This window comes from Nesiotobacter zosterae (assembly GCF_033843645.1).
GTDB classification, from domain to species: Bacteria; Pseudomonadota; Alphaproteobacteria; order Rhizobiales; family Stappiaceae; genus Pseudovibrio; species Pseudovibrio zosterae.
Genome location: NZ_JAWXVZ010000003.1, coordinates 349,245 through 368,335 on the forward strand (window position 1 = coordinate 349,245; position 19,091 = coordinate 368,335).

Annotated in this window: 16 protein-coding genes; 6 read left to right on the forward strand and 10 right to left on the reverse strand. The window is 56.4% G+C overall.

Annotated features, from left to right (window positions below):
- The first annotated feature begins 4 nt into the window (after positions 1-4).
- A complete protein-coding gene (locus tag Q3Y58_RS06330; protein ID WP_274219303.1) occupies positions 5-781 on the forward strand; it encodes an SGNH/GDSL hydrolase family protein in 777 nt (258 codons plus the stop codon).
- On the opposite strand, the gene Q3Y58_RS06335 is transcribed toward Q3Y58_RS06330, so the two are convergent.
- From Q3Y58_RS06335 to Q3Y58_RS06345, 3 genes are read right to left on the reverse strand one after another with little or no spacing between them, the layout of a single operon-like run.
- Positions 719-1,900, reverse strand: a complete 1,182-nt coding sequence (locus tag Q3Y58_RS06335; RefSeq protein WP_319621531.1) for a calcium:cation antiporter — start codon at positions 1,898-1,900, stop codon at positions 719-721. The two genes, Q3Y58_RS06330 and Q3Y58_RS06335, sit on opposite strands and share 63 nt — an antisense overlap.
- 8 nt (positions 1,901-1,908) lie before the next feature.
- Positions 1,909-2,742, reverse strand: coding sequence for a thermonuclease family protein (locus tag Q3Y58_RS06340; RefSeq protein WP_274219301.1), 834 nt, complete (start codon positions 2,740-2,742; stop codon positions 1,909-1,911).
- 55 nt (positions 2,743-2,797) lie between these two features.
- Positions 2,798-3,442 (reverse strand): S24 family peptidase, encoded by a 645-nt coding sequence (locus tag Q3Y58_RS06345; protein WP_319621532.1) that lies wholly within the window; start codon positions 3,440-3,442, stop codon positions 2,798-2,800.
- A 168-nt stretch (positions 3,443-3,610) separates the two neighbouring features.
- On the opposite strand from Q3Y58_RS06345, the gene Q3Y58_RS06350 reads away from it, so the two are divergent.
- Complete coding sequence (locus Q3Y58_RS06350; protein ID WP_274219299.1) at positions 3,611-3,952, forward strand: DUF952 domain-containing protein; 342 nt, start codon at positions 3,611-3,613, stop codon at positions 3,950-3,952.
- Positions 3,952-5,055, forward strand: a complete 1,104-nt coding sequence (locus tag Q3Y58_RS06355; RefSeq protein ID WP_319621534.1) for a quinone-dependent dihydroorotate dehydrogenase — start codon at positions 3,952-3,954, stop codon at positions 5,053-5,055. The genes Q3Y58_RS06350 and Q3Y58_RS06355 overlap by 1 nt, the downstream gene beginning before the upstream one ends.
- Before the next feature lie 22 nt (positions 5,056-5,077).
- Here Q3Y58_RS06355 and Q3Y58_RS06360 read toward each other — a convergent pair whose 3' ends face one another.
- Positions 5,078-6,412, reverse strand: a complete 1,335-nt coding sequence (locus Q3Y58_RS06360; protein WP_319621535.1) for an MATE family efflux transporter — start codon at positions 6,410-6,412, stop codon at positions 5,078-5,080.
- 125 nt (positions 6,413-6,537) lie between these two features.
- Here Q3Y58_RS06360 and Q3Y58_RS06365 point away from each other — a divergent pair, with 125 nt between their 5' ends.
- On the forward strand, positions 6,538-7,440 hold the full coding sequence (locus Q3Y58_RS06365; protein WP_319621536.1) for a histone deacetylase family protein: 903 nt from the start codon (positions 6,538-6,540) through the stop codon (positions 7,438-7,440).
- Between the two features lie 6 nt (positions 7,441-7,446).
- Here the strand turns inward: Q3Y58_RS06365 and Q3Y58_RS06370 are convergent, their stop codons facing one another.
- The 5 genes from Q3Y58_RS06370 to Q3Y58_RS06390 all read right to left on the reverse strand — a co-directional run bounded on the left by Q3Y58_RS06370 (position 7,447) and on the right by Q3Y58_RS06390 (position 13,499).
- Positions 7,447-7,719: a DUF6460 domain-containing protein gene (locus Q3Y58_RS06370; protein WP_274219295.1), complete on the reverse strand. Its 273-nt coding sequence runs from the start codon at positions 7,717-7,719 to the stop codon at positions 7,447-7,449.
- Between the two features lie 156 nt (positions 7,720-7,875).
- Complete coding sequence (locus Q3Y58_RS06375) at positions 7,876-10,098, reverse strand: 3-hydroxyacyl-CoA dehydrogenase NAD-binding domain-containing protein (RefSeq protein WP_274219294.1); 2,223 nt, start codon at positions 10,096-10,098, stop codon at positions 7,876-7,878.
- A 12-nt stretch (positions 10,099-10,110) separates the two neighbouring features.
- Positions 10,111-11,319, reverse strand: a complete 1,209-nt coding sequence (locus tag Q3Y58_RS06380; RefSeq protein WP_274219293.1) for an acetyl-CoA C-acetyltransferase — start codon at positions 11,317-11,319, stop codon at positions 10,111-10,113.
- 21 nt (positions 11,320-11,340) lie between these two features.
- Positions 11,341-11,619 carry a hypothetical protein gene (locus Q3Y58_RS06385; RefSeq protein WP_274219292.1) on the reverse strand — a complete coding sequence of 93 codons (279 nt, stop codon included), beginning with the start codon at positions 11,617-11,619 and terminating at the stop codon, positions 11,341-11,343.
- 83 nt (positions 11,620-11,702) lie between these two features.
- Complete coding sequence (locus Q3Y58_RS06390; RefSeq protein ID WP_319621538.1) at positions 11,703-13,499, reverse strand: acyl-CoA dehydrogenase C-terminal domain-containing protein; 1,797 nt, start codon at positions 13,497-13,499, stop codon at positions 11,703-11,705.
- Between the two features lie 300 nt (positions 13,500-13,799).
- Here Q3Y58_RS06390 and Q3Y58_RS06395 point away from each other — a divergent pair, with 300 nt between their 5' ends.
- A complete protein-coding gene (locus Q3Y58_RS06395; protein ID WP_319621539.1) occupies positions 13,800-13,970 on the forward strand; it encodes a hypothetical protein in 171 nt (56 codons plus the stop codon).
- A gap of 121 nt (positions 13,971-14,091) precedes the next feature.
- On the opposite strand, the gene Q3Y58_RS06400 is transcribed toward Q3Y58_RS06395, so the two are convergent.
- Positions 14,092-14,547 (reverse strand): MerR family transcriptional regulator, encoded by a 456-nt coding sequence (locus Q3Y58_RS06400; RefSeq protein WP_274219290.1) that lies wholly within the window; start codon positions 14,545-14,547, stop codon positions 14,092-14,094.
- A 458-nt stretch (positions 14,548-15,005) separates the two neighbouring features.
- Here Q3Y58_RS06400 and Q3Y58_RS06405 point away from each other — a divergent pair, with 458 nt between their 5' ends.
- Positions 15,006-19,079 carry a peptidoglycan-binding protein gene (locus tag Q3Y58_RS06405; protein WP_319621541.1) on the forward strand — a complete coding sequence of 1,358 codons (4,074 nt, stop codon included), beginning with the start codon at positions 15,006-15,008 and terminating at the stop codon, positions 19,077-19,079.
- Positions 19,080-19,091 lie beyond the last annotated feature (12 nt).

Below are 19,091 nucleotides of genomic sequence, written 5' to 3' on the forward strand. Positions count from 1 at the left end.
TTTTATGAGTCTAAGTAGTTTGCTTTCATGGGCCTTGTTCCCGCTATACGCAGTTGAAGGCATCCGCACACGGCTAAAAACCCCGCGTCTGCGTCCTGGCACCGGTCCCTATGAAGGCCGTTTTGAGGGCGCAGGAGCACCACTACGCCTTCTGGTACTGGGGGATTCATCTGTTGCCGGTGTTGGCATTGGCACGCTTGAAAACGGTCTGTCCTATCAGCTTGCCCAGTCGCTGGCGCGTCAAACCGGGCGGGCCGTGGAATGGCGCGCGGCGGGTTTTAACAGCGCCACAGCCAATCAGCTCTGCGATGTGGTCGTGCCGCACCTTCCAGCCACCGATTACACCCACATCTATGTTAGCGTCGGCTTCAATGACCTGAAGAACTTCCACTCCGGCACCAAGTGGAAAAAAGGGTTTGGGGAGCTGATCTATGCGCTCAAAGCCAAGTACCCCGGCGCAAAGATCTTCTGGTCCTGCCTCATGTCTCCACACGGTGTTCCGGCGCTTACGCCCGGCCTTGCCTATGTGCTTGGCCTCAGACGTCCGATGATCAACAAGATCGGACGCACCCTCTGTGAAGAACGGGGTGGGCAGTGGGTCTCCAGTATGCCGGGCATTGGCCGGGTGCACTTTTGCGAGGATGGCGTTCATGCCTCTGAGCGGGGCAACAAGGACTGGGCTGACCACGTGGTGGAAGAAGCCTTGGCTCCATCCGTTTTAAGGCTGGAAGATCAGAACGAAGTACACCACGAACAGCACAAGATGAACCGCGCCCTGTAGCATGTTGGTGCGGGTGCCGCTGAAGGTGTTGAGGCTGAGCGCAAGCGTCAGGATCAACAGCACCATGTCGGTGGACTTGAGGCCAAGCACCACGTGGATGTCCAGGAAGCCAGCCACCAACAGCACCGCTGGCACGGTCAGGCCAATGGTTGCCAGTGCCGAGCCAAGGCAAATGTTGATGGAGCGCTGGACCTTGTTGTTCAGCGCCGCTTTGAAGCTGCTCAAGCCTTCAGGCGTCAGCACCAGAAGCGCGACCAGCACACCGCCCAAGGCGACAGGCAAGGCCATCTCGTCAATGCCGAAATCAACGAGGACGGCCAGCTTCTTGGAAAGCAGCACAATCGGAAGCATGGTCAGCAGCAACAAAGCCGCATGATAGGGAGTGGAATGGATCTCCAAGTTGCCATGCTCGTCGTCGTGATGATCGCTCATGGTATCCGGCTCAAGCCCTTCTTTTTTCCCTTCCAAAAGGAAGGAGAGCGCAATGCCGGGGTGTGAAGAGGGCTGCTGGAAGAACGACTTGTGTCGCTTGCTTTGAATGGCGAGAAACACGGCGTACAGCATGACAATAATCAGCGCGAAGGTGATCTGCTGCACCGGAGACAGCGAAGGGTCACTGGTCGAAGTGGTGTAGCGCGGCAGGATCATGGAAAACGTCGCAAGAGGAATGAGCACGGCAAGGTAACTGCGGGCCCCTTGTGTGTTGAAGGGTTGCTCTCCGTGGCGCAGCCCGCCGAGCAGCAGCGACAAGCCAACCATGCCATTCAGCACAATGTTGAGCACGGCCAGCATGGTGTCCCTTGCCAGTGTCGCATTGGCCGAGCCCGTGAGCATGATCGATATGATCAGCGAGACTTCGATGCCAATAACAGAGAGGGTCAGGATCAGCGTCCCATAGGGCTCGCCGAGCCGCACCGCCAGACAATCCGCATGGCGCACAACGCCGAACGCACCCCACAGCATGGCACCGAAAATCCAAAGAAAGCTCAGCGCCAACACTGGCACCGGGGCACCTGCGCCCAGCAGGGCCTCAGGGTAGGTGTAGAAGATGCCAGCGGTGAAGGCGCCAACCAGAAAACTCGTTTCCTTGGTCACAGCTCTCAATGGGGATGTACTCAAACGCTGTCCTATTCTGAAAGTGGCATATCGGCAGGCTCAGTCTCCGACGGGACCCACAAGATGGGCGGAGACGTTTCAATCAGGATGGTGCCCTCTCGTGGCGAATTGATGTCGTCGCCAAGCTCAGGTTGCAATTCTGCCTCAACCAGATCCAGCGTCTTGCGCTCCGTTTGCCATATGCCTTTTCGTTCTTGCTCTGCGGCTTTGGCTTTCATTTTCAGGTCCAGTGGCGCGTCGTCAGTAACATGCGCCCAACCGTTCTGAACGATCCAATGGGCCACATCGATTGGACCACGATTGCAGGTGGCCGCGATAGGCCCACTTTCAGCCTGTTCGAAGTCGCGGCACGTCATGGCCACCTGAAGCAGAAAAGCTCGTAAAGCGGTGCGGGCACGCATTCCGCAAGGCCAGGTGCCGCCGAGCCAGCTTTCGCAGGTCTCATCCACCGCCAATGGCTTCACGTAGCGCAGCCTGTACCGGTTGTTCTTGAAAAGAAACGTGGCCCCATCCTCGATCACGGGCCGAAAGATGGTCATCTCCTCGGGGATCTCCACTTCCTCTACCGGCTTCTCGGCTGCTGCAATGCGCTTCAGGGGCCCTGTAACCGGGGGAGGGGGCGTGATGCCGTTTCCGGTGATTGCGCGCAGGTTGTTGGGGTTTTGTACCGCCTGTGCTTGCGCCAGCTCTTCTGGCGTGGGGTCTGGCTCTGGAAGCGAAGAAGGCTTGTAGACGATGGCGGCCTGTTCCTTCGGTTCCTCCACTTCATCTACGGCGAGGAGGGCAATACAGGCGAGCAAGCCAATTCCAAACACACTCAATGCGAATGGAAAAGCGCCCTTCATCTCAACTTCCTCCGGTTACAGTCGCCATAAGGTTGTGGCTTCCGGGATGCTGCAGCTATTGGCTGACCCAGACAATGCGCAAAACCCAGTTCAGGTCGTCTTCCGGGACGATAAGCGGCCCATCGCCCGCCACAAGTCCCTGAAATTCATAGGAGGTGAGGGTTTTTCGCAGGAGACGCCGCGCGCCTATGAACCCGCTTTTTCGGGCAAACAGAACACGGTCTCCTCTGCGGAGCGGCGCATCTGGAGATACAACCAGCATCTCACCATCTTGGTAATATGGCTCAAGACTATTACCAGAAACTTCAAGCACAAAGACATTGTTTGCGTGAGGCACAGGAAAGGCGATGTATTCCCAATCTTCCGCAGTGTCAAAACTCTCCAGATTTTGGGGCATCTTCTCCCGCAGTGCTTGGAGTGTTGTGAAGCGGGCCGCTGTCACCGGTGAGGTTTTCGGGTTTCGCGAGCGCTTCCCTGTTGCGAGTCGGCAAAAATCTTCCAAGCCGGTGTTTGTGACCTCAAGAATTTTCGCAAGGGATTCTGTTGAGGGCCAGCGCAGACGGCCTTCAGCGGTAACGCGCTTTGACTTGTTGAGCGCCGTCGAGTCGAGCCCGGCAAGGCGCGCCAGCCCGGAAGGCGTCAGCCCATTGCGCGCTGCGATTTCATCCAGAGCGAACCAAAGGTCGCTGTGTGTGAACATGAGCTCGTCTCCCTGCCAAGAATTGCAATGGCTTTTGTTATCTTAGGTTGCATGCCGCAAGGCAAGGACGCACATTTTGCCACTCTGCCCCTTGCAATCCGGCAAAACCAGCCGTATGACACTGCTTTCAGTTGAGGTTGTCACTCCGCTGAAAAGGTAATCCCCTGAATGTCTCTGATTTACAAGATCGCTGAGAAGGATCTTTGGCACGCAGCCGAAGATGCCGGCGTGTTCGTTGGCGCGCCTATCGACCTGGAAGACGGGTTTATTCACTACTCGACCGCTGACACCGTTAAGGAAACGGCGGCGAAACACTTCAAAAACAAAGACGATCTTCTGCTTATCGCAATTGAGAGTGACAGGTTGCCTGAAGAACACCTGAAGTGGGAACCCTCACGAGGTGGCGCTTTGTTTCCCCACCTTTATGCCCCAATGCAAATGGATGCTGTGGTCTGGGTGAAGCCGCTGCCGCTTGTCGAAGGCACTCATCAGTTTCCGGAGGACGTGTAATGGGCTTTATCAGGATCGCCAACAAGATTGGCCTTAAATCGCTTCACATGTTGGAGCCAGAGGCTGCTCACGAGGCCACAATCCGGCTCTTGAAGACCGGGTTGTCGATGCCGTGTTCCCCTGTTTCTGATGGTCGCCTTTCTTTCCAGTTAGGCGACCTTTTTTTTGCCAATCCGCTGGGCATGGCCGCAGGTTTTGACAAGAACGGCGAGGTGCCGGATGCGCTCTTGAAAATGGGCTTTGGTTTTGCCGAGGCAGGAACGGTGACGCCCGTGCCGCAAGAGGGAAACCCGAAGCCGCGCAACTTCCGCCTGACCGCTGATGAGGCTGTGATCAATCGCTACGGCTTCAACAACGACGGCCATGAAGTGGTCTACAACCGCCTGAAGAGGCGTGCCCGCAACGGCGGTGTGGTCGGCATCAACATCGGTGCCAACAAAACCACCGAGGACAAGGCGGCAGACTATGCGGCGGGCGTCCACCGCTTCGCGGATATCGCGTCCTACTTTACCGTGAACATTTCTTCGCCCAACACACCGGGCCTGCGAGCCCTTCAAGAACGTGATGCTCTGTCCGACCTGTTGAAGCGATCGTTGACAGCACGCGATGAGGAGGCCGAAAAATTGGGCCGTCGGGTCCCTGTGTTCTTGAAGATCGCACCCGATATGGGGGACGCGCAACTCAAGGACATTGCGGAGGAGGTGCTGGCCCTGAAGATTGACGGGTTGATCGTGTCCAACACCACTGTTGATCGGCCGCGACTGAAAGACGCCAAGCAGGCGGGCGAAGCCGGCGGGCTGTCGGGCAAGCCGCTGTTCCGCAAGTCCACCATTGCGCTGGCCAAGATGCGCCGTCTTGTAGGGCCTGACCTGCCGATCATTGGTGTTGGTGGTATCGATGGCGGGCCGGCAGCGTGGACCAAGATCACCGCAGGGGCCAACCTTCTGCAGCTTTACACCTCAATGGTGTTTAAGGGACCAGACGTGATCAAGGACATCAACCGCTTCCTTCTGCAGCAGATCGAGAAGGAAGGGCTGACCAACCTTCAGCAAGCGGTAGGCTCAAACGTGGATGCCTGGGCCGATCTCAGCTTGAGTGAATAGTGCAAGCCGTTGGTGCCTGTTCTCAGGGGTGAGCAGGTACCACGGCAAACTGCTTTTCTTCACGGATACCGCACATGATCAGCAGACTGATGCCCCGTGCCCCGAGAAAGATCAGCATGGCAAGCCACAGCCCGTGGTTCCCCAGAACCGGGAACAGGGCGTAGTAGCTGGCAAGGAATACGGCGAGCGAAATCAGCATCATGTTCCGCATGTCCTTGGACCAGGTCGCACCAATGAAGATGCCATCCATCTGATAGGCAAGGGTGCCGACCAATGGGCCAAGGCAAGCCCAGAACAGGTAATCCCTTGAAACACTGCGCACGGCTTCGTTGACGGTCATGAAGTCTACGATGTACGGGCCGACGCCAAAGAAGATCAGCGTTGCGGCCCCGCCAAGACCGAAGCCCCACAGGAGAGAAAGCTTGACAGCGCGTTTGAAGGCGGGGCGATGGCGCGCGCCCACGGCCCGACCCGCGATCTGTTCTGCTGCGGTTGCATTGCCATCCAGAAAGTAGCCTGCAATGAGAAGGAACTTCTCCAGAACCGCGTTGGCCGCGAGAATGGTGTCGCCTTGATCTGCACTGCGAGCCATGAAGAAAGCAAAGGCGAACAAGAGCGTGAAGGAGCGGATCATGATGTCCCGGTTCAGCGCCATCATGGCAACCAGCTTGTGGCGCTCCAGCACGTCGCTCCAACTGGGCTGCCGCGTACCTTTCATGTTTGCATAGGCCAAGGCACCGCCGACGAAAAACGTGATGAGTTCACTGATCGCCGTGGCTGCCGCGACCCCGGTGATGCCCCAGTCCAGCCCGAGTACAAACCAAACGCTGAGAATGATGTTGAGGCCATTCAGTAGGGTTTGAATGAAGAGGCCAGTCTTTGCCTTGCCGAGGCCAAGGAACCAGCCCAGAACCGCGTAGTTGGCGAGGGTTAGCGGAGCGGCGAGGATGCGGATCGAGAAGTAAGCGCTTGCGGCTGCCTGCACCTCATCAGAACCGCCCATCAGGCTGAGGCCCACACTAACAATCGGGGGGTGAACGGCAAACAGGATGAGCCCGCAAGCAAGACCGAGCAGGACGGCCCGGAACAGAACAGCCTTGATCTCCAGCGCGTTGCCAGCACCCAACGCTTGTGCTGCAAGGCCAGTTGTGCCTGAGCGCAGGAAGTTGAAGGTCACGAACACGATGTCAAAGATCACCGACCCTACCGCGAGGCCGCCAAGCAGCGCCGCATCGTCGATTTGGCCAATCACCGCAGTATCCACCAAGCCCAGAAGCGGCGTTGAGATGTACGCCAGCGTCATGGGTATGGAAATGGACAGGAACAGGCGGTTGGTGACCGCAAAAGACTGTGACATGGAAAGCTCATCCTGAGGATGCGAAGAAACACCCGCAGGTCTTACTAGGCTATCCTGCCAAAGACAACAGATGCTTTCATGGGGTCGGTACTGGCAATCGCGGCAAAATACACTAGCTTTGGCCTATGAAGTTGCCTGTCGTTCATCATCCCGCCTTTACCGCCGATATTCCGAGCAACCATCGGTTTCCTATGCTCAAGTTCAAGGGCGTTGCCGATACGCTTCTGGCAGATGGCATTGTGCTGCCCGGCGGATTTGTCGAGCCTGCTCCTGCAACGCGAGAGCAGCTCATTAGGGCTCATGACGAGACCTATGTGGATCAAGTGCTTTCCGCCACCGTGCCGGACAAGGTTGCGCGGGAGATTGGCTTTCCCATGACCCATTCTGTGGGGTTTCGTGGTCAGTGCGCGACTGGCGGTTCCATCGAGACGGGACGGTTGGCCCTGCGGCACGGCATTGCATGCAACACGGCTGGCGGCTCCCACCACGCGCGGCGGCTGCATGGCGCAGGCTTTTGCGTTTTCAATGACGTGGCCGTTGCTGTGCGGGCGCTGCAAGCCGAAGGCCTGATCAGGCGGGCGCTTGTGGTCGATCTGGACGTTCATCAGGGCGACGGGACGGCGGAGATTTTCCGTGAGGACCCATCCGTTTTCACGTTTTCCATGCACAGCGAGAAGAACTATCCAGTTCGCAAGGTGCCCTCCGATCTGGATATTCCGCTGCCGGACAATATGGAAGACGGTCCCTATCTGGAAGCGCTGGATGAGGTGTTGGAGGCCATGCTGCGCTCTTTTGATCCAGACATCGTGTTCTACAACGCAGGCGTTGACCCGCACATGGATGACCGACTTGGACGCTTGGCGCTGACCGATGCAGGCCTTTATGAGAGAGATGCGCGGGTGATGGCTTCAGTGCGTGGTCGCGGGCTGCCACTCGCTTGCGTGCTGGGCGGCGGGTACTCCAAAGACATTCCTGTCCTTGCACGGCGCCACACCATCGTCCACCGCGTTGCTTCCGGATTTGCTTGAAAAAACCTAGCTCTTGCCGGATTGCAGCAGGCGGGAGATGAACCAGATCGGTATCACGACAACGGCACCAATGAGCAAGTACGAACCGAGCTGACCGAGCACATCAAAACCCATGTTCCAGATGCGCAGGAAGAAGTCCTGGATGCCGTAGTAAATATCCAGCGGAGATATGTTCAACGCGGACAGGACAATGCCAACCACGAAGGACAAAAACACAAGACGCAGCGCCACACGGCCCGGTGATCCACCAAGAAAACGTGTCAGCTTCTCATTCTGCATGCGTCACTCTCCAACTTAGGGGCGTTCCCAGTGATATAGGCAGTCCTAACGCAATTGCATCCATCACGGAACTGCAAAGTGAGTGTAGGCTCCAGATTGCACAAAGAAAAAGGGGCGGAAAACCGCCCCTCAAACTCATGTTTGCAATGGAAAGCCTTACTCTGCTGCTTCTGCAATCTGCTCAGCCTCTTGAGGCGCGAACTTCTCGTAAAACAGCTCATTTTCCTTGGCCATTTCACGCAGCAAGCGGTTTGGCTTGAAACGATCACCCCACTTGCGGGTGAACTTCTTGCAGACCTCAAGGAACTCAGCTGTACCCATGCCATCAACGTAGGACAGGGTGCCACCAGTGTAAGGGGCAAAGCCAAAGCCCAGAATGGAGCCCACATCGGCTTCACGCACGTCTGTAAGACACTTTTCTTCGAAAACACGAACGGTTTCCAAAGCCTGCATGGCCAGAAGGCGCTGCTTCAGTTCTTCAATGTCGAACTCTTCCGCTGGTTTGGATGGGCCTGTTACTTCCTCAATGCCCTTCCACAGCGACTTGTTGCGGCCATCGTAGTCATAGAAGCCCTTGGCGTTCTTGCGGCCAAAGCGCTCGCGCTTAACAACCATCTCTTCCAGGATGTCATCCAGCTTGGAGACAACGTACTTGTCGCCCATGTCCTTGCGGGTTGCGCTGGTGATGCGGTGGGCAAGGTCAAGCGCCACTTCATCGGCCAGAGCCAAAGGACCAACCGGCATACCGGCCATGCGGCCAGCGTTTTCAATCATCGCTGCTGGCACACCGTCGCCAAGCATCAGGATGCCTTCGCGGACGTAGGTCATCACAACACGGGAGGTGTAGAAGCCACGGCTATCGTTGACGACAATCGGGGTCTTCTTGATGGCGCGGATGTAATCCAGAGCCATGGCCAGTGCCTTGTCGCCGGTCTTCTTGCCCATGATCACTTCCACCAGCATCATCTTGTCCACTGGGGAGAAGAAGTGAATGCCGATGAAGTTCTTCGGACGAGAAGAAGCTTGAGCAAGGGACGTAATAGGCAGGGTGGAGGTGTTGGAGGCGTAGATCGCACGGGTCTTCATGACCGCTTCTGCTTTCTCGGTCACCTCGCGCTTGATCTCACGGTCCTCAAACACAGCCTCGATCACCAGATCACAGTCGGCCAGACCGTCATAGTCAGTGGTCGCCTCAATGAGGTCCAGAAGCTTTTCCTTGTCTGCATCCGTGGACTTGCCGCGCTTGATGGCTTTGTCCATCAGACCTTCAGAGTAGGCCTTGCCCTTGTCAGCCGCAGCCTGATCACGGTCGATCAGAACAACCTTGATGCCTGCCTTGGCAGTCACATAAGCGATACCAGCGCCCATGAAGCCCGCACCGAGAACACCGACCTTCTTGATCTTGTTCTCTTTCTGGTCAGCTGGACGGCGTGCACCCTTGTTCAGCTCCTGCATGGAGACAAACAGGGAGCGGATCATTGCACCAGCTTCCTTGGACTGAAGCACGTTCGCAAAGTAACGGCTCTCAATCTTCAGGCCCAGATCCATTGGCACCATGAGGCCCTCAACAACGGAGTGCATCAAGCCGCGTGGGCCTGGGTAGTTGTCGAAGGTTTCCTTGCGATAGATCGCGTTGGCTGCTGGCCAGAACTGCATGCCGCCTGGAGAGTAGATGCGGCCGCTTGGCAGCTTGAAGCCCTTCTTGTCCCATGGCTGAACCGGGTCTACGCCGTCAGCGAGGGCCTTTTTGGCAGCCTCAACCAGCTTCTTTGCAGGAGCAACTTCGTCGATGAGCTTCAGGCTCTTGGCCTTCTTTGCGTCGAGCGTTCGCCCCTGAAGCAGGAACTGCATGCCCCCCTGCAGGTCGGTAACCATGCGCATGACACGCTGGGTGCCACCTGCGCCCGGGAACAGGCCAACCTTTACTTCTGGCAGGGCCATCTTGAAGGCATCGGACTCTACTGCGATGCGCTTGTGACAGGCCAGCGCAAGTTCTGTGGCGCCGCCCATGCAAACGCCGTTGATCGCAGCAACCCAAGGCTTGCCGCAGGTCTCAAGCTTGCGGAACACCAAAGAAAGATGGCGGGACTTGTCAAAGAGCAGCTGAGCGGCCTTTTCTTCGTCCTCTTCCTTCAGCTTCTTGTACTCGCCCAGCATGCCTTCCAGCATGGTCAGGTCAGCACCGGCGGAGAAGCCAGCCTTGCCGGAGGTCACAACAACGCCCTTGATGGCGTCATCTGCTGCAACCGCATCAACGACCTTGTCCAACTCTTCGATCACGGATTGATCGAACACATTCATGGTCTTGCCGGGAGAGTCCCATGTCAGAAGGGCAAAACCGTTCTCGTCGGTCTCAAGGGTAAAGTTTTTGTAGGTCATCGGTTCCCCCCTTTAAACGCGTTCAATGATTGTTGCTGTGCCCATACCTGCGCCGATGCAAAGGGTGACCAGCGCGGTGTTCAGGTCGCGACGTTCCAACTCGTCCAGAACGGTGCCAAGGATCATTGCGCCGGTTGCGCCCAGTGGGTGACCCATGGCAATTGCGCCGCCGTTCACATTCACCGTTTCAGGATCCAGATCGAACGCCTGCATGTAGCGCAGAACAACGGAAGAGAACGCTTCGTTGATTTCGATGAGGTCAATGTCAGACCATTCCATCTTCGCATTCTTCAAAAGCTTGTTGGTCACATCCACTGGACCGGTCAGCATCAGAGCTGGCTCAGAACCGATGTTCGCAAACGCCTTGATGCGTGCGCGCGGGGTCATTCCAGCGGACCGGCCTGCGCGGCGTGACCCGATCAGAACAGCAGCTGCACCATCCACGATGCCGGAGGAGTTACCAGCGTGGTGGATATGAGTAACGTTTTCCAACTCCGGATGCGCCTGAATGCCAACTGCATCAAAGCCGCCCATGGTGCCCATCATTTCGAAGGATGGGTTCAGGCTTGCCAAAGACTGCATGTCGGTCTCTGGGCGCATGTGCTCATCACGTGCCAGAATGGTCAGGCCGTTGATGTCCTTCACAGGAATGACGGACTTTTCGAAGCGACCTTCATCCCAAGCGGTCTGAGCGCGCTTCTGGGACTGGATTGCATAAGCATCAGCATCGTCGCGTGTGAAGCCGTACTTCGTGGCGATCAGATCCGCTGATACACCCTGTGGCATGAAGTAGGAAGGAACCGCCACCTGCGGGTCTACTGGCCATGCGCCACCAGATGCACCAAGGCCAATGCGGCTCATGCTTTCAACGCCGCCTGCAATCACCATCTGGTGCTGACCAGACATGACCTGAGCAGATGCCATGTTGACCGCGTCCAGACCGGAAGCGCAGAAACGGTTGATCTGCATGCCTGGTACAGAGCGGTCGTAATCGGCAGTGAAAGTTGCTGCGCGGGCGATGTCGCCGCCAGCCTCACCAACTGGATCAACGCACCCCAGAACGACATCGTCCACCAGCTTGGTGTCGAGGCCATTGCGGTCGCGAATAGCTTCCAACGTGGAAGCTGCAAGGCGAACAGGCGCTACTTCATGCAGCGATCCATCCTTCTTGCCGCGCCCTCGTGGGGTTCTCACATGATCGTAAATAAAGGCGTCAGCCATGATCTCCTCCGCAGCTGAAAATTATAAGGCCATACCCGGCGAGCATTTCTCGTGCACCAGCGCACAGCGCGTGTGCCCTCCGTCCGAGCTTTGCAAGGTATGCGGCCAATGATTGATAGTGGGAAACAAATGGTTGAGGCGAGAGATGAACGACCACTCGCCGATGATGATTGAAGCTTGATCCACTGATCGGTGTCGCAAATGACCTGGAATGCCAAGTTTGCCGAGCTTCGCCAGTGCCTTGCACAACACAAAGGTTGCTCGGGCATAAAACCGGCGTACTACGGAACCTGCAGTCATTCACGGTCTCCAGTCAGGGCCTAGTTCGAACACCAAATAGGCGAGGGAGGGCAGCCCTCTCTCGCCGGTTCTTTAAATCACCCTTAGAATGCCTCTTCTGCCAGGCTCATCATGGTTGCCGCACCTGTGGAGAGGCGAGCAAGCTGTGCTCCTGTCTCAGGCATCAGGCGCTCCATGTAGAAGGTGCCAAGCGTCAGCTTGTTCTTCAGCATTTCTTCCTGATCGCCCGCGCCATCTGCCAGTTTTTGCTGTGCGACAACGGCGATCTTGCCCCACATGTAGCCCATGGCGACCAGACCGAACATGTGCATGTAGTCAGTGGAAGCCGCGCCCGCATTGTCAGGGTTTGCCATGCCATTCTGCATGAGCCACATGGTTGCGCCTTGCAGATCGTCCAGACCCTTCTTCAGCGGCTTGGTGAAGCCTTTCAGCTCCTCGTTGTCGCTGTTTTCCTTCAGGAAGCCACCAACTTCCTTGAAGAAGGCCTGAATTGCACGACCACCGTTCGCTGGCAGCTTGCGGCCTACAAGGTCAAGTGCCTGAATGCCGTTCGCACCCTCATAGATCATGGCGATACGTGCATCACGCACGAACTGTTCCATGCCCCATTCAGTGATGTAGCCGTGGCCACCGAACATCTGCTGCGCCATGACTGCGTAGTCAAAGCCCTTGTCAGTGAATACGCCCTTCAGGACCGGGGTCAGCAGACCCATGAAGTCATCAGCGGCCTGACGCTCAGCCTCGTCACTGGAGACGTGGGAAACATCGCCCTTGATCGCGGTGTAGATGTAAAGAGCACGCGCGGCCTCGTTGAAAGCGCGAATGGTCATCAATACGCGGCGGACGTCCGGGTGAACGATGATCGGGTCTGCGGCTTTGTCCGGAGCTTTAGGGCCTGTGAGGGAGCGGCCCTGGATGCGGTCCTTCGCATAGGCAACAGCGTTTTGATAGGCCACTTCAGACTGGGAGACGCCCTGAATGGCCACGCCGAGACGTGCTTCGTTCATCATGACGAACATCGCACGCAGACCCTTGTTCTCTTCACCAACGAGCCAGCCCGTGGCGTCATCATAGTTCATGACGCATGTGGCGTTGCCGTGAATGCCCATTTTTTCTTCAATGGAGCCGCAGCTTACGCCGTTGTCTTCGGCTGGATTGTCGTTTTCATCAAGGCGCTTCTTGGGAACGAGGAACAGGGAGATGCCCTTCGTTCCGGCAGGCGCGCCTTCAATGCGAGCGAGAACCAGGTGAATGATGTTTTCAGAAAGATCGTGCTCACCTGCAGAGATGAAGATCTTGGTTCCGGTGATCTTGTAGCTGCCGTCTGGCTGTGGCACTGCCTTGGTGCGCAGCATGCCAAGGTCCGTACCGCAATGCGGCTCGGTCAAGTTCATGGTGCCGCTCCACTCGCCGGTGGTCATCTTCGGCACGTAGCGGTCCTTCAGCTCATCGGAAGCGTGCTCCAACAGGGCAGCGATAGCACCCTGTGTCAAACCTGGATACATGGCGAACGCCATGTTGGAAGAGCACATGTATTCGTTCAGGATCACTGCAAGGCTGGCAGGAAGGTTCTGACCGCCGTACTGCTCTGGAATGGCAAGGGAACCCCAGCCTGCTTCTCCGAAAGCGTCATACAGTTCCTTGAAGCCTTTTGGCGTCGTCACGGTACCATCTTCGTGACGCGTACAGCCCTCATGGTCGCCTGACTGGTTCAGGGGCTGCATCCGTTCTTCGCAGAACTTGGCACCTTCCTTGAGGATTGCTTCGACAACATCTGGAGTAGCTTCTGAGAAGCGTGGAAGATGGCTGTAGTTCTGATAACCCAGCACATCATTCAACAAAAATAGGGTGTCTTCTACAGGAGCGCTATAGCTTGGCATACCTTGTTCCTTCCCACACAGACCCTTATGGTACTTAGTTGACGTTATCGTCAACGTGATCTGACAACAGATATACGTCTCAACCCTGTAAGCGACAACCCGAACTTCTGGCTCAGTTTTGGCGGAAACCCGCCGAAAATTTAAAAATGCGCCGAAAGTCTCAATTTGTATGGCAGCTGGGGAATGGCCCGTGGAGAGAAGGCTCGAACACCTTGAATGCGCACTCAAATATGTTGAGGCCACAGGTGTTTTGATGGCCCTTCAAGGTAAGGTGCTGAAATATATGAGAGAGTATGCGGAATGCATGTCGATGCCTCATGCTCAGCACTGAAACTGGCAGCTGCAGCCGATCGCAATTTTAGCAAAAAAGAGAAGAATTTGGTTTGGAAGGAAGGCTTCCATCTGAAGAAAGAGGCCTGTGTAAAATTTCAGTCGTTCAAACAAGCTGCCGGGCGAGCATCACCCCCATGATGCTCGCCCGGTGCTCGCAATCGCAATCCGCGTCACAGTGGCTCCCCCGCAGAAACCCCCGCGTATGACTTGGCGCTGCCCCGATTATTAGCGCCGGCGCGATCACATTTGCCCTAGGTGGTTAGGCTGGCTCTGCTTCCTTCTGCTTAAGCAGGCCAGACACGATGTCCACCGTCCTCTGCAGCTCATCCGTAGCTTGGTCGATGTTGCGTCGCTGTTCTTCAAGTACAGCGATTTGAGCGTTGAAACGCTCCAGTGCCACGCGCAACTGGGTCACTTGACCGTCGCGCAGGTCGTAGAGATCCAGAAGATCCCGGATTTCCGTCAGGGAGAAGCCAACGCGCTTGCCCATAAGCACCAGCTTCAGTCTTGCCCGATCCCGACGGTTGTAAATTCGGTTCATTCCCTCACGACGTGGGTTGATTAGACCCTTGTCCTCATAGAACCGTAGCGTCCGCAGCGTGATATCAAATTCCTTGGCGAGTTCGCCAATCGTAAACTGTGACTTGGTAAGGTCATCGGTGTCGCCAGTCACGGCCTGAACAAACGTATCGTTGATCTGTAGCGCTTCGCTCATTGCATTCACCCGTCCTTTAATCGCCGAGCCCTCTTAGACCCTGTTGCCATGACGCTTGGTCCGGACCCGGTAATGACAGCGCCTTTAAGAGCGCCTTCCGTGGTGACTGTGCGTCAACTGACTTCTGGGATAGTCTGTCCCTTACGTAATCTGCCAGTCTTTTTCGGTGTGGTAACCGTTAAGTCAGGGGTAAAAATGTACTGCACGGAACTTAGGGGCGCTGTAAAGGTGCAACCTATGCGTTATTAAAAAAAATTCAGTGAAAATGGCAGTATTATGGCCTTTATCCAGCCAGAACCGCATCTATTAACTGCCTATTTACCCTAACAAGTAAAAGTTTGGCTCAGAAGTCATGGAAGCCCGGTTTCATGAGAGTGCTGATTCGTGTGGTGTTTGCGATTTAGGGGAACCGCCGCGACGCTCTCGAGATTCTGGGGCGATTTACGAGGCAAGAGCGCATGTCCTGGAAGACGAGTGGACATTTCACTCCAGATTCGGAGATGGATACCGCTGGTACCCGCAATACGGGTATTTCGGCGCAGAAAATCTATGCCTCTTTGCTTGCCGAAAAAACGCAAAAAAATCGCAGCAAATTAGCTTCAAAATTGCACCCAGATAACCGTTATCTTGACAAAATTAACGCTGAAGCAAACGTTTTCGAAGCACCTGAAGACCATTTTGGCACAGGAGAAATTGATGCTCCTGACCCCTTGGAGCGGATCGAAGCGCAGATAGGCGATGTAGCCGATGCGCTCAATGAATTGCTGCCGGCAGGTTTTGAAAGTGCGGGCAGGGACCCCGTCGGTGCGGCTGCGCGCAAAGCACCTGCGCACCACCCAAAAGAATCCGCATCTACAGGCAGCGATGCTTCTCGTGCTAAGCGCGTTTCTTCCGTTTTGGACGCACTAGACCGTCTGGATGCGCGTTTGAACTCCCTTACAGGCGATGCGCAATCGGCTGCCAACCGGCCTGCGCAGGCCCGTCCAATGCATCAGACGCAATTCGAGCCTCGTTCTCAAGACTGGGATGTGGATCGTGGAGAAAAACGAAATGCTGAACGTCATTCAGCTTCTTTTCAAAATCCACGCCGCGATGATCTGCAAAACCTGATCAAAGGGCACTACGACCAACTGATGCGGCAGATTTCCGATTTGCCGCCGCCTGCCGATCCGAGGGTAGATGAGTTGCGCGCCCATGTGGGCCGCGAAATGAGCCAGTTGCGCGATGATGTCGCCATCCGTAGTGGCGCTCAACGTCAACAGCTCTCCGAAATTGTTGATCGCCTCCGCCATAATGAAGACCACGGCGAAATGCTGTCCGAGCTGCGCCGTGAGATTGCCTCCATGAAGGCGGCCCTGTCTCGCGGTGAGACGGAGGCCTCTCTGAAGGCGCTGGAAACAGGCTACAGGGAAACAGTCGAGCGGCTTGACGAGCTGTCACGGCAGAATGTGGACCCAACCATTCTGGACAGCCTTGTTGGCCGCCTGCATGATCTTGAGGGGTACTTGCAGCAACTGCCCCGCGTTGATCAACTCGAAGCGCTTGACGACCGTCTGACGGCGATGGGTGATCGTCTGGAATACGTACTGCGCCAGTCAGGAAGTGAAGGCGTAGACGCTTTAAGGGCCGATATTCGCAATTTGCGGGCCGTTGTCGACACGCTGGACTCTGGGCGTACCATCATGGAAGTGGATCAGCGCATCCGGTTCCTGATCGCGCGTATGGATGAGCTTGAGCATTTCAGCGAGATACAGCGGGACATACAAGCCCGCTTGACTCATGTTGAAACCCGTCTACCAGAGGCGGGGGCATATGATCAGCTTCAAACGCGTCTCGAAACCATTACATCGCTGCTCTCGGAAGACCAGCGCGGGCCAGATACGACTGCCCAGCTCGACCGCGTGGAGCAACGCCTGCAATCCATCACGGACAAGCTGGAAGGTATTGAAGCAGAGCAACGTGCGCCCAATGGATTTGAACAGGCCTTTGAGCGGATTGAAAGCCGTATCGATGACCTGGCGAGCCATGTGAACACGCTGGAAGATCGCGTGGCGAACCTTCCCGCGAATGAGGGAGCTTCGGATCTCGACAATGCCCTGTTGACCCGGCTTGAGCAGCAAGTCGTGGATTTGACGCGCTTGGTGGAAACGCGTTCAGCCAGCGGTGAAGCAGACCATTCTGTGTTTGAACTACGCGAAGAGGTGCACGCGCTTCGCCAGCAAATCGCAACCCTTGCCACGCCGGAAGATATTGAAGCGCAAGTTCAGGCACTGGCTGCAAGCATTTCTCAGCCGTCGGCCCTCATGGACGATGCGCAGCTCAGTCAGATCGAAGACCAGATTTCCGTTCTGGCGATGAAGCTGGATCAGACATCGGACCGCATGCTTGCGGCTGAAGACATTGAAAGCGCCATTGCCCGTATGGACGCTCAGATCTCTGGCAACAAGGAAGAGATGCTGCGCACCGTGCAAATGGCAGCGCATGAGGCAGTAGAGGCGGCGACCCGCAAAATGGGCGTTGGCCAAGCCCCTTCTACCAAGCCAATTGAAGATGCGATTTCCGAGCTTCGCAATGATTTGCAGAGCTTGCTCTCCCGTGGAGAGCGGGATGCAGATCATTCACTGGATGAAGTGAAGCACACGCTGTCTACCATTGCGGATCGCATTTCAGCGCTTGATGAAGCGCGCACGAAAGTGGGTGCGACACCAATCGGCAAGGAACATCAGAAGCTTGTCGGCGACAATCATGCACGCGGTGTGCTTTCCGCATTTACAAAGCGTCACCGTCACAGCAACGCAGAGCAACCCGAGCAGGGTGTCGAGCTAAGCCGAACTCGTGACAAGACAGCCGACTTTATTGCAGCAGCACGCCGTGCAGCGCAGGCGGCGGCGGATGAGGTGAGGGCTGAGGAAGCAGCAGGCGGTGTGCAGCCGAAGCGCAAGTCCGCAATGCCGGATCGCGCGCGTCGCCTCAGAGACTATCTGCAAAGCCACAACGAACAGCCAAGCGTTGAAGTGCCGGACCATCTGAAGTCCCAGAGCGCACACGCGCCGCATGCTTCAACCAATCCTGCCTCAGATGCGGCCTTTGATGAGGCGGTGGAACTGACAGAGGAACTGATTGTCGATCAGCCTCAGGCGGAAGAAGACAAGCGCAAAGGCTTGTTCAAGCTGTACAGTCGCAATCCAGATAAGAAGCCAGCTGCAGAACAGGACAACGAACAGGGCAACAACAGTCGCCGCCGCGCTGTTGTTTTGGCCGTTGCGGCTGTCGTGCTGACCCTTGGTGCTTTCCAGGTGTTCAACTCGGGCCTCTTGTCCGGCAGCGATGACGCTACACTCACAGCGCAGACTGAAAGAGTTCAGGAAGAAGTTGAAGCGCGCAACGAGTTTGCCGAGCCGACTTCAGAGCAGGGCGAAGTAGTGGTGGCGGAAGTGGAGAATCCGCCCTCGCAGCCGACGGAATTGCCCAAGGATGTGATCTTTGGAGATATGGGTGATGTGGGCACAATCACTGCACCCAAGCCAGATTCAAAGCAGTTGAACAATGAGCCGTTCGCTCAGCCAACTTCCGCAATGGCTGAGAAGTTGAGCGTTGACAATGCGCCGCGACCGCAGGTCTCCACGACCGCCCCAGGCGCTCAGGAAACAGCACCAAAGCAAGCAGAACCTGCAGGCGCCATGCCTCCGGAAGCGGTTGGCTCTTTGGCACTGCGCCAAGCTGCTGCCAATGGCGACGCTGCAGCACAGTTTGAAGTGGCTGTGCGCTTCACGGAAGGCGAAGTCGTTACCGCGGATTTGGATCAAGCTGCATCATGGTACCGCAGAGCCGCCGCTCAAGGGCTCGCCCCCGCACAGTATCGTCTCGGCATGCTCTATGAACGCGGTCGTGGTGTGGAGCGTGATCTTGAAAAGGCACGGGATTGGTATTCCCTTGCTGCTGCGCAAGGCAACATCAAAGCGATGCATAACCTTGCCGTGCTTTATGCGGAAGGCGTCACGGGTGAGCCGGACTTCATTGAGGCGATCCGTTGGTTCCGCATGGCGGCTGACTACGGTGTAGCAGATAGCGTCTTCAACTTGGGCATCTTGACTGCACGAGGTCTTGGCACCCCACAGGATCTGAAAGAAAGCTACAAGTGGTTTGCAATCGCCGCGCAGCAAGGTGATCAGGGCGCTGCCCAAAAGCGCGATGAAATCGCCAACATGCTGTCAGATGAAGATCTGGCTGCGGCCCGCGACTCCGTTGATCGCTATGCGCGCAAGAAGGCTGACCCACTGGCCAATGAGGTGGAGAAGAAGCCATCCTGGACCATGAGTCCGGCCACCCCAATTTCCTTCAATATCCCCGGCCAGATTCGACAGGTTCAGGAGCGGTTGCAGGGACTTGGGTACGATCTTGGGTCCGTAGATGGACGCATGGGACCGCGCACCTTGCTGGCAATCAAAGACTTTCAGCGCCGCTCGGGACTTAAGCCAACGGGCGTTGTTGACGGCGAACTATTGAATGCGTTGAAGGCACAGTCGATTTAAACGGTCTATAAG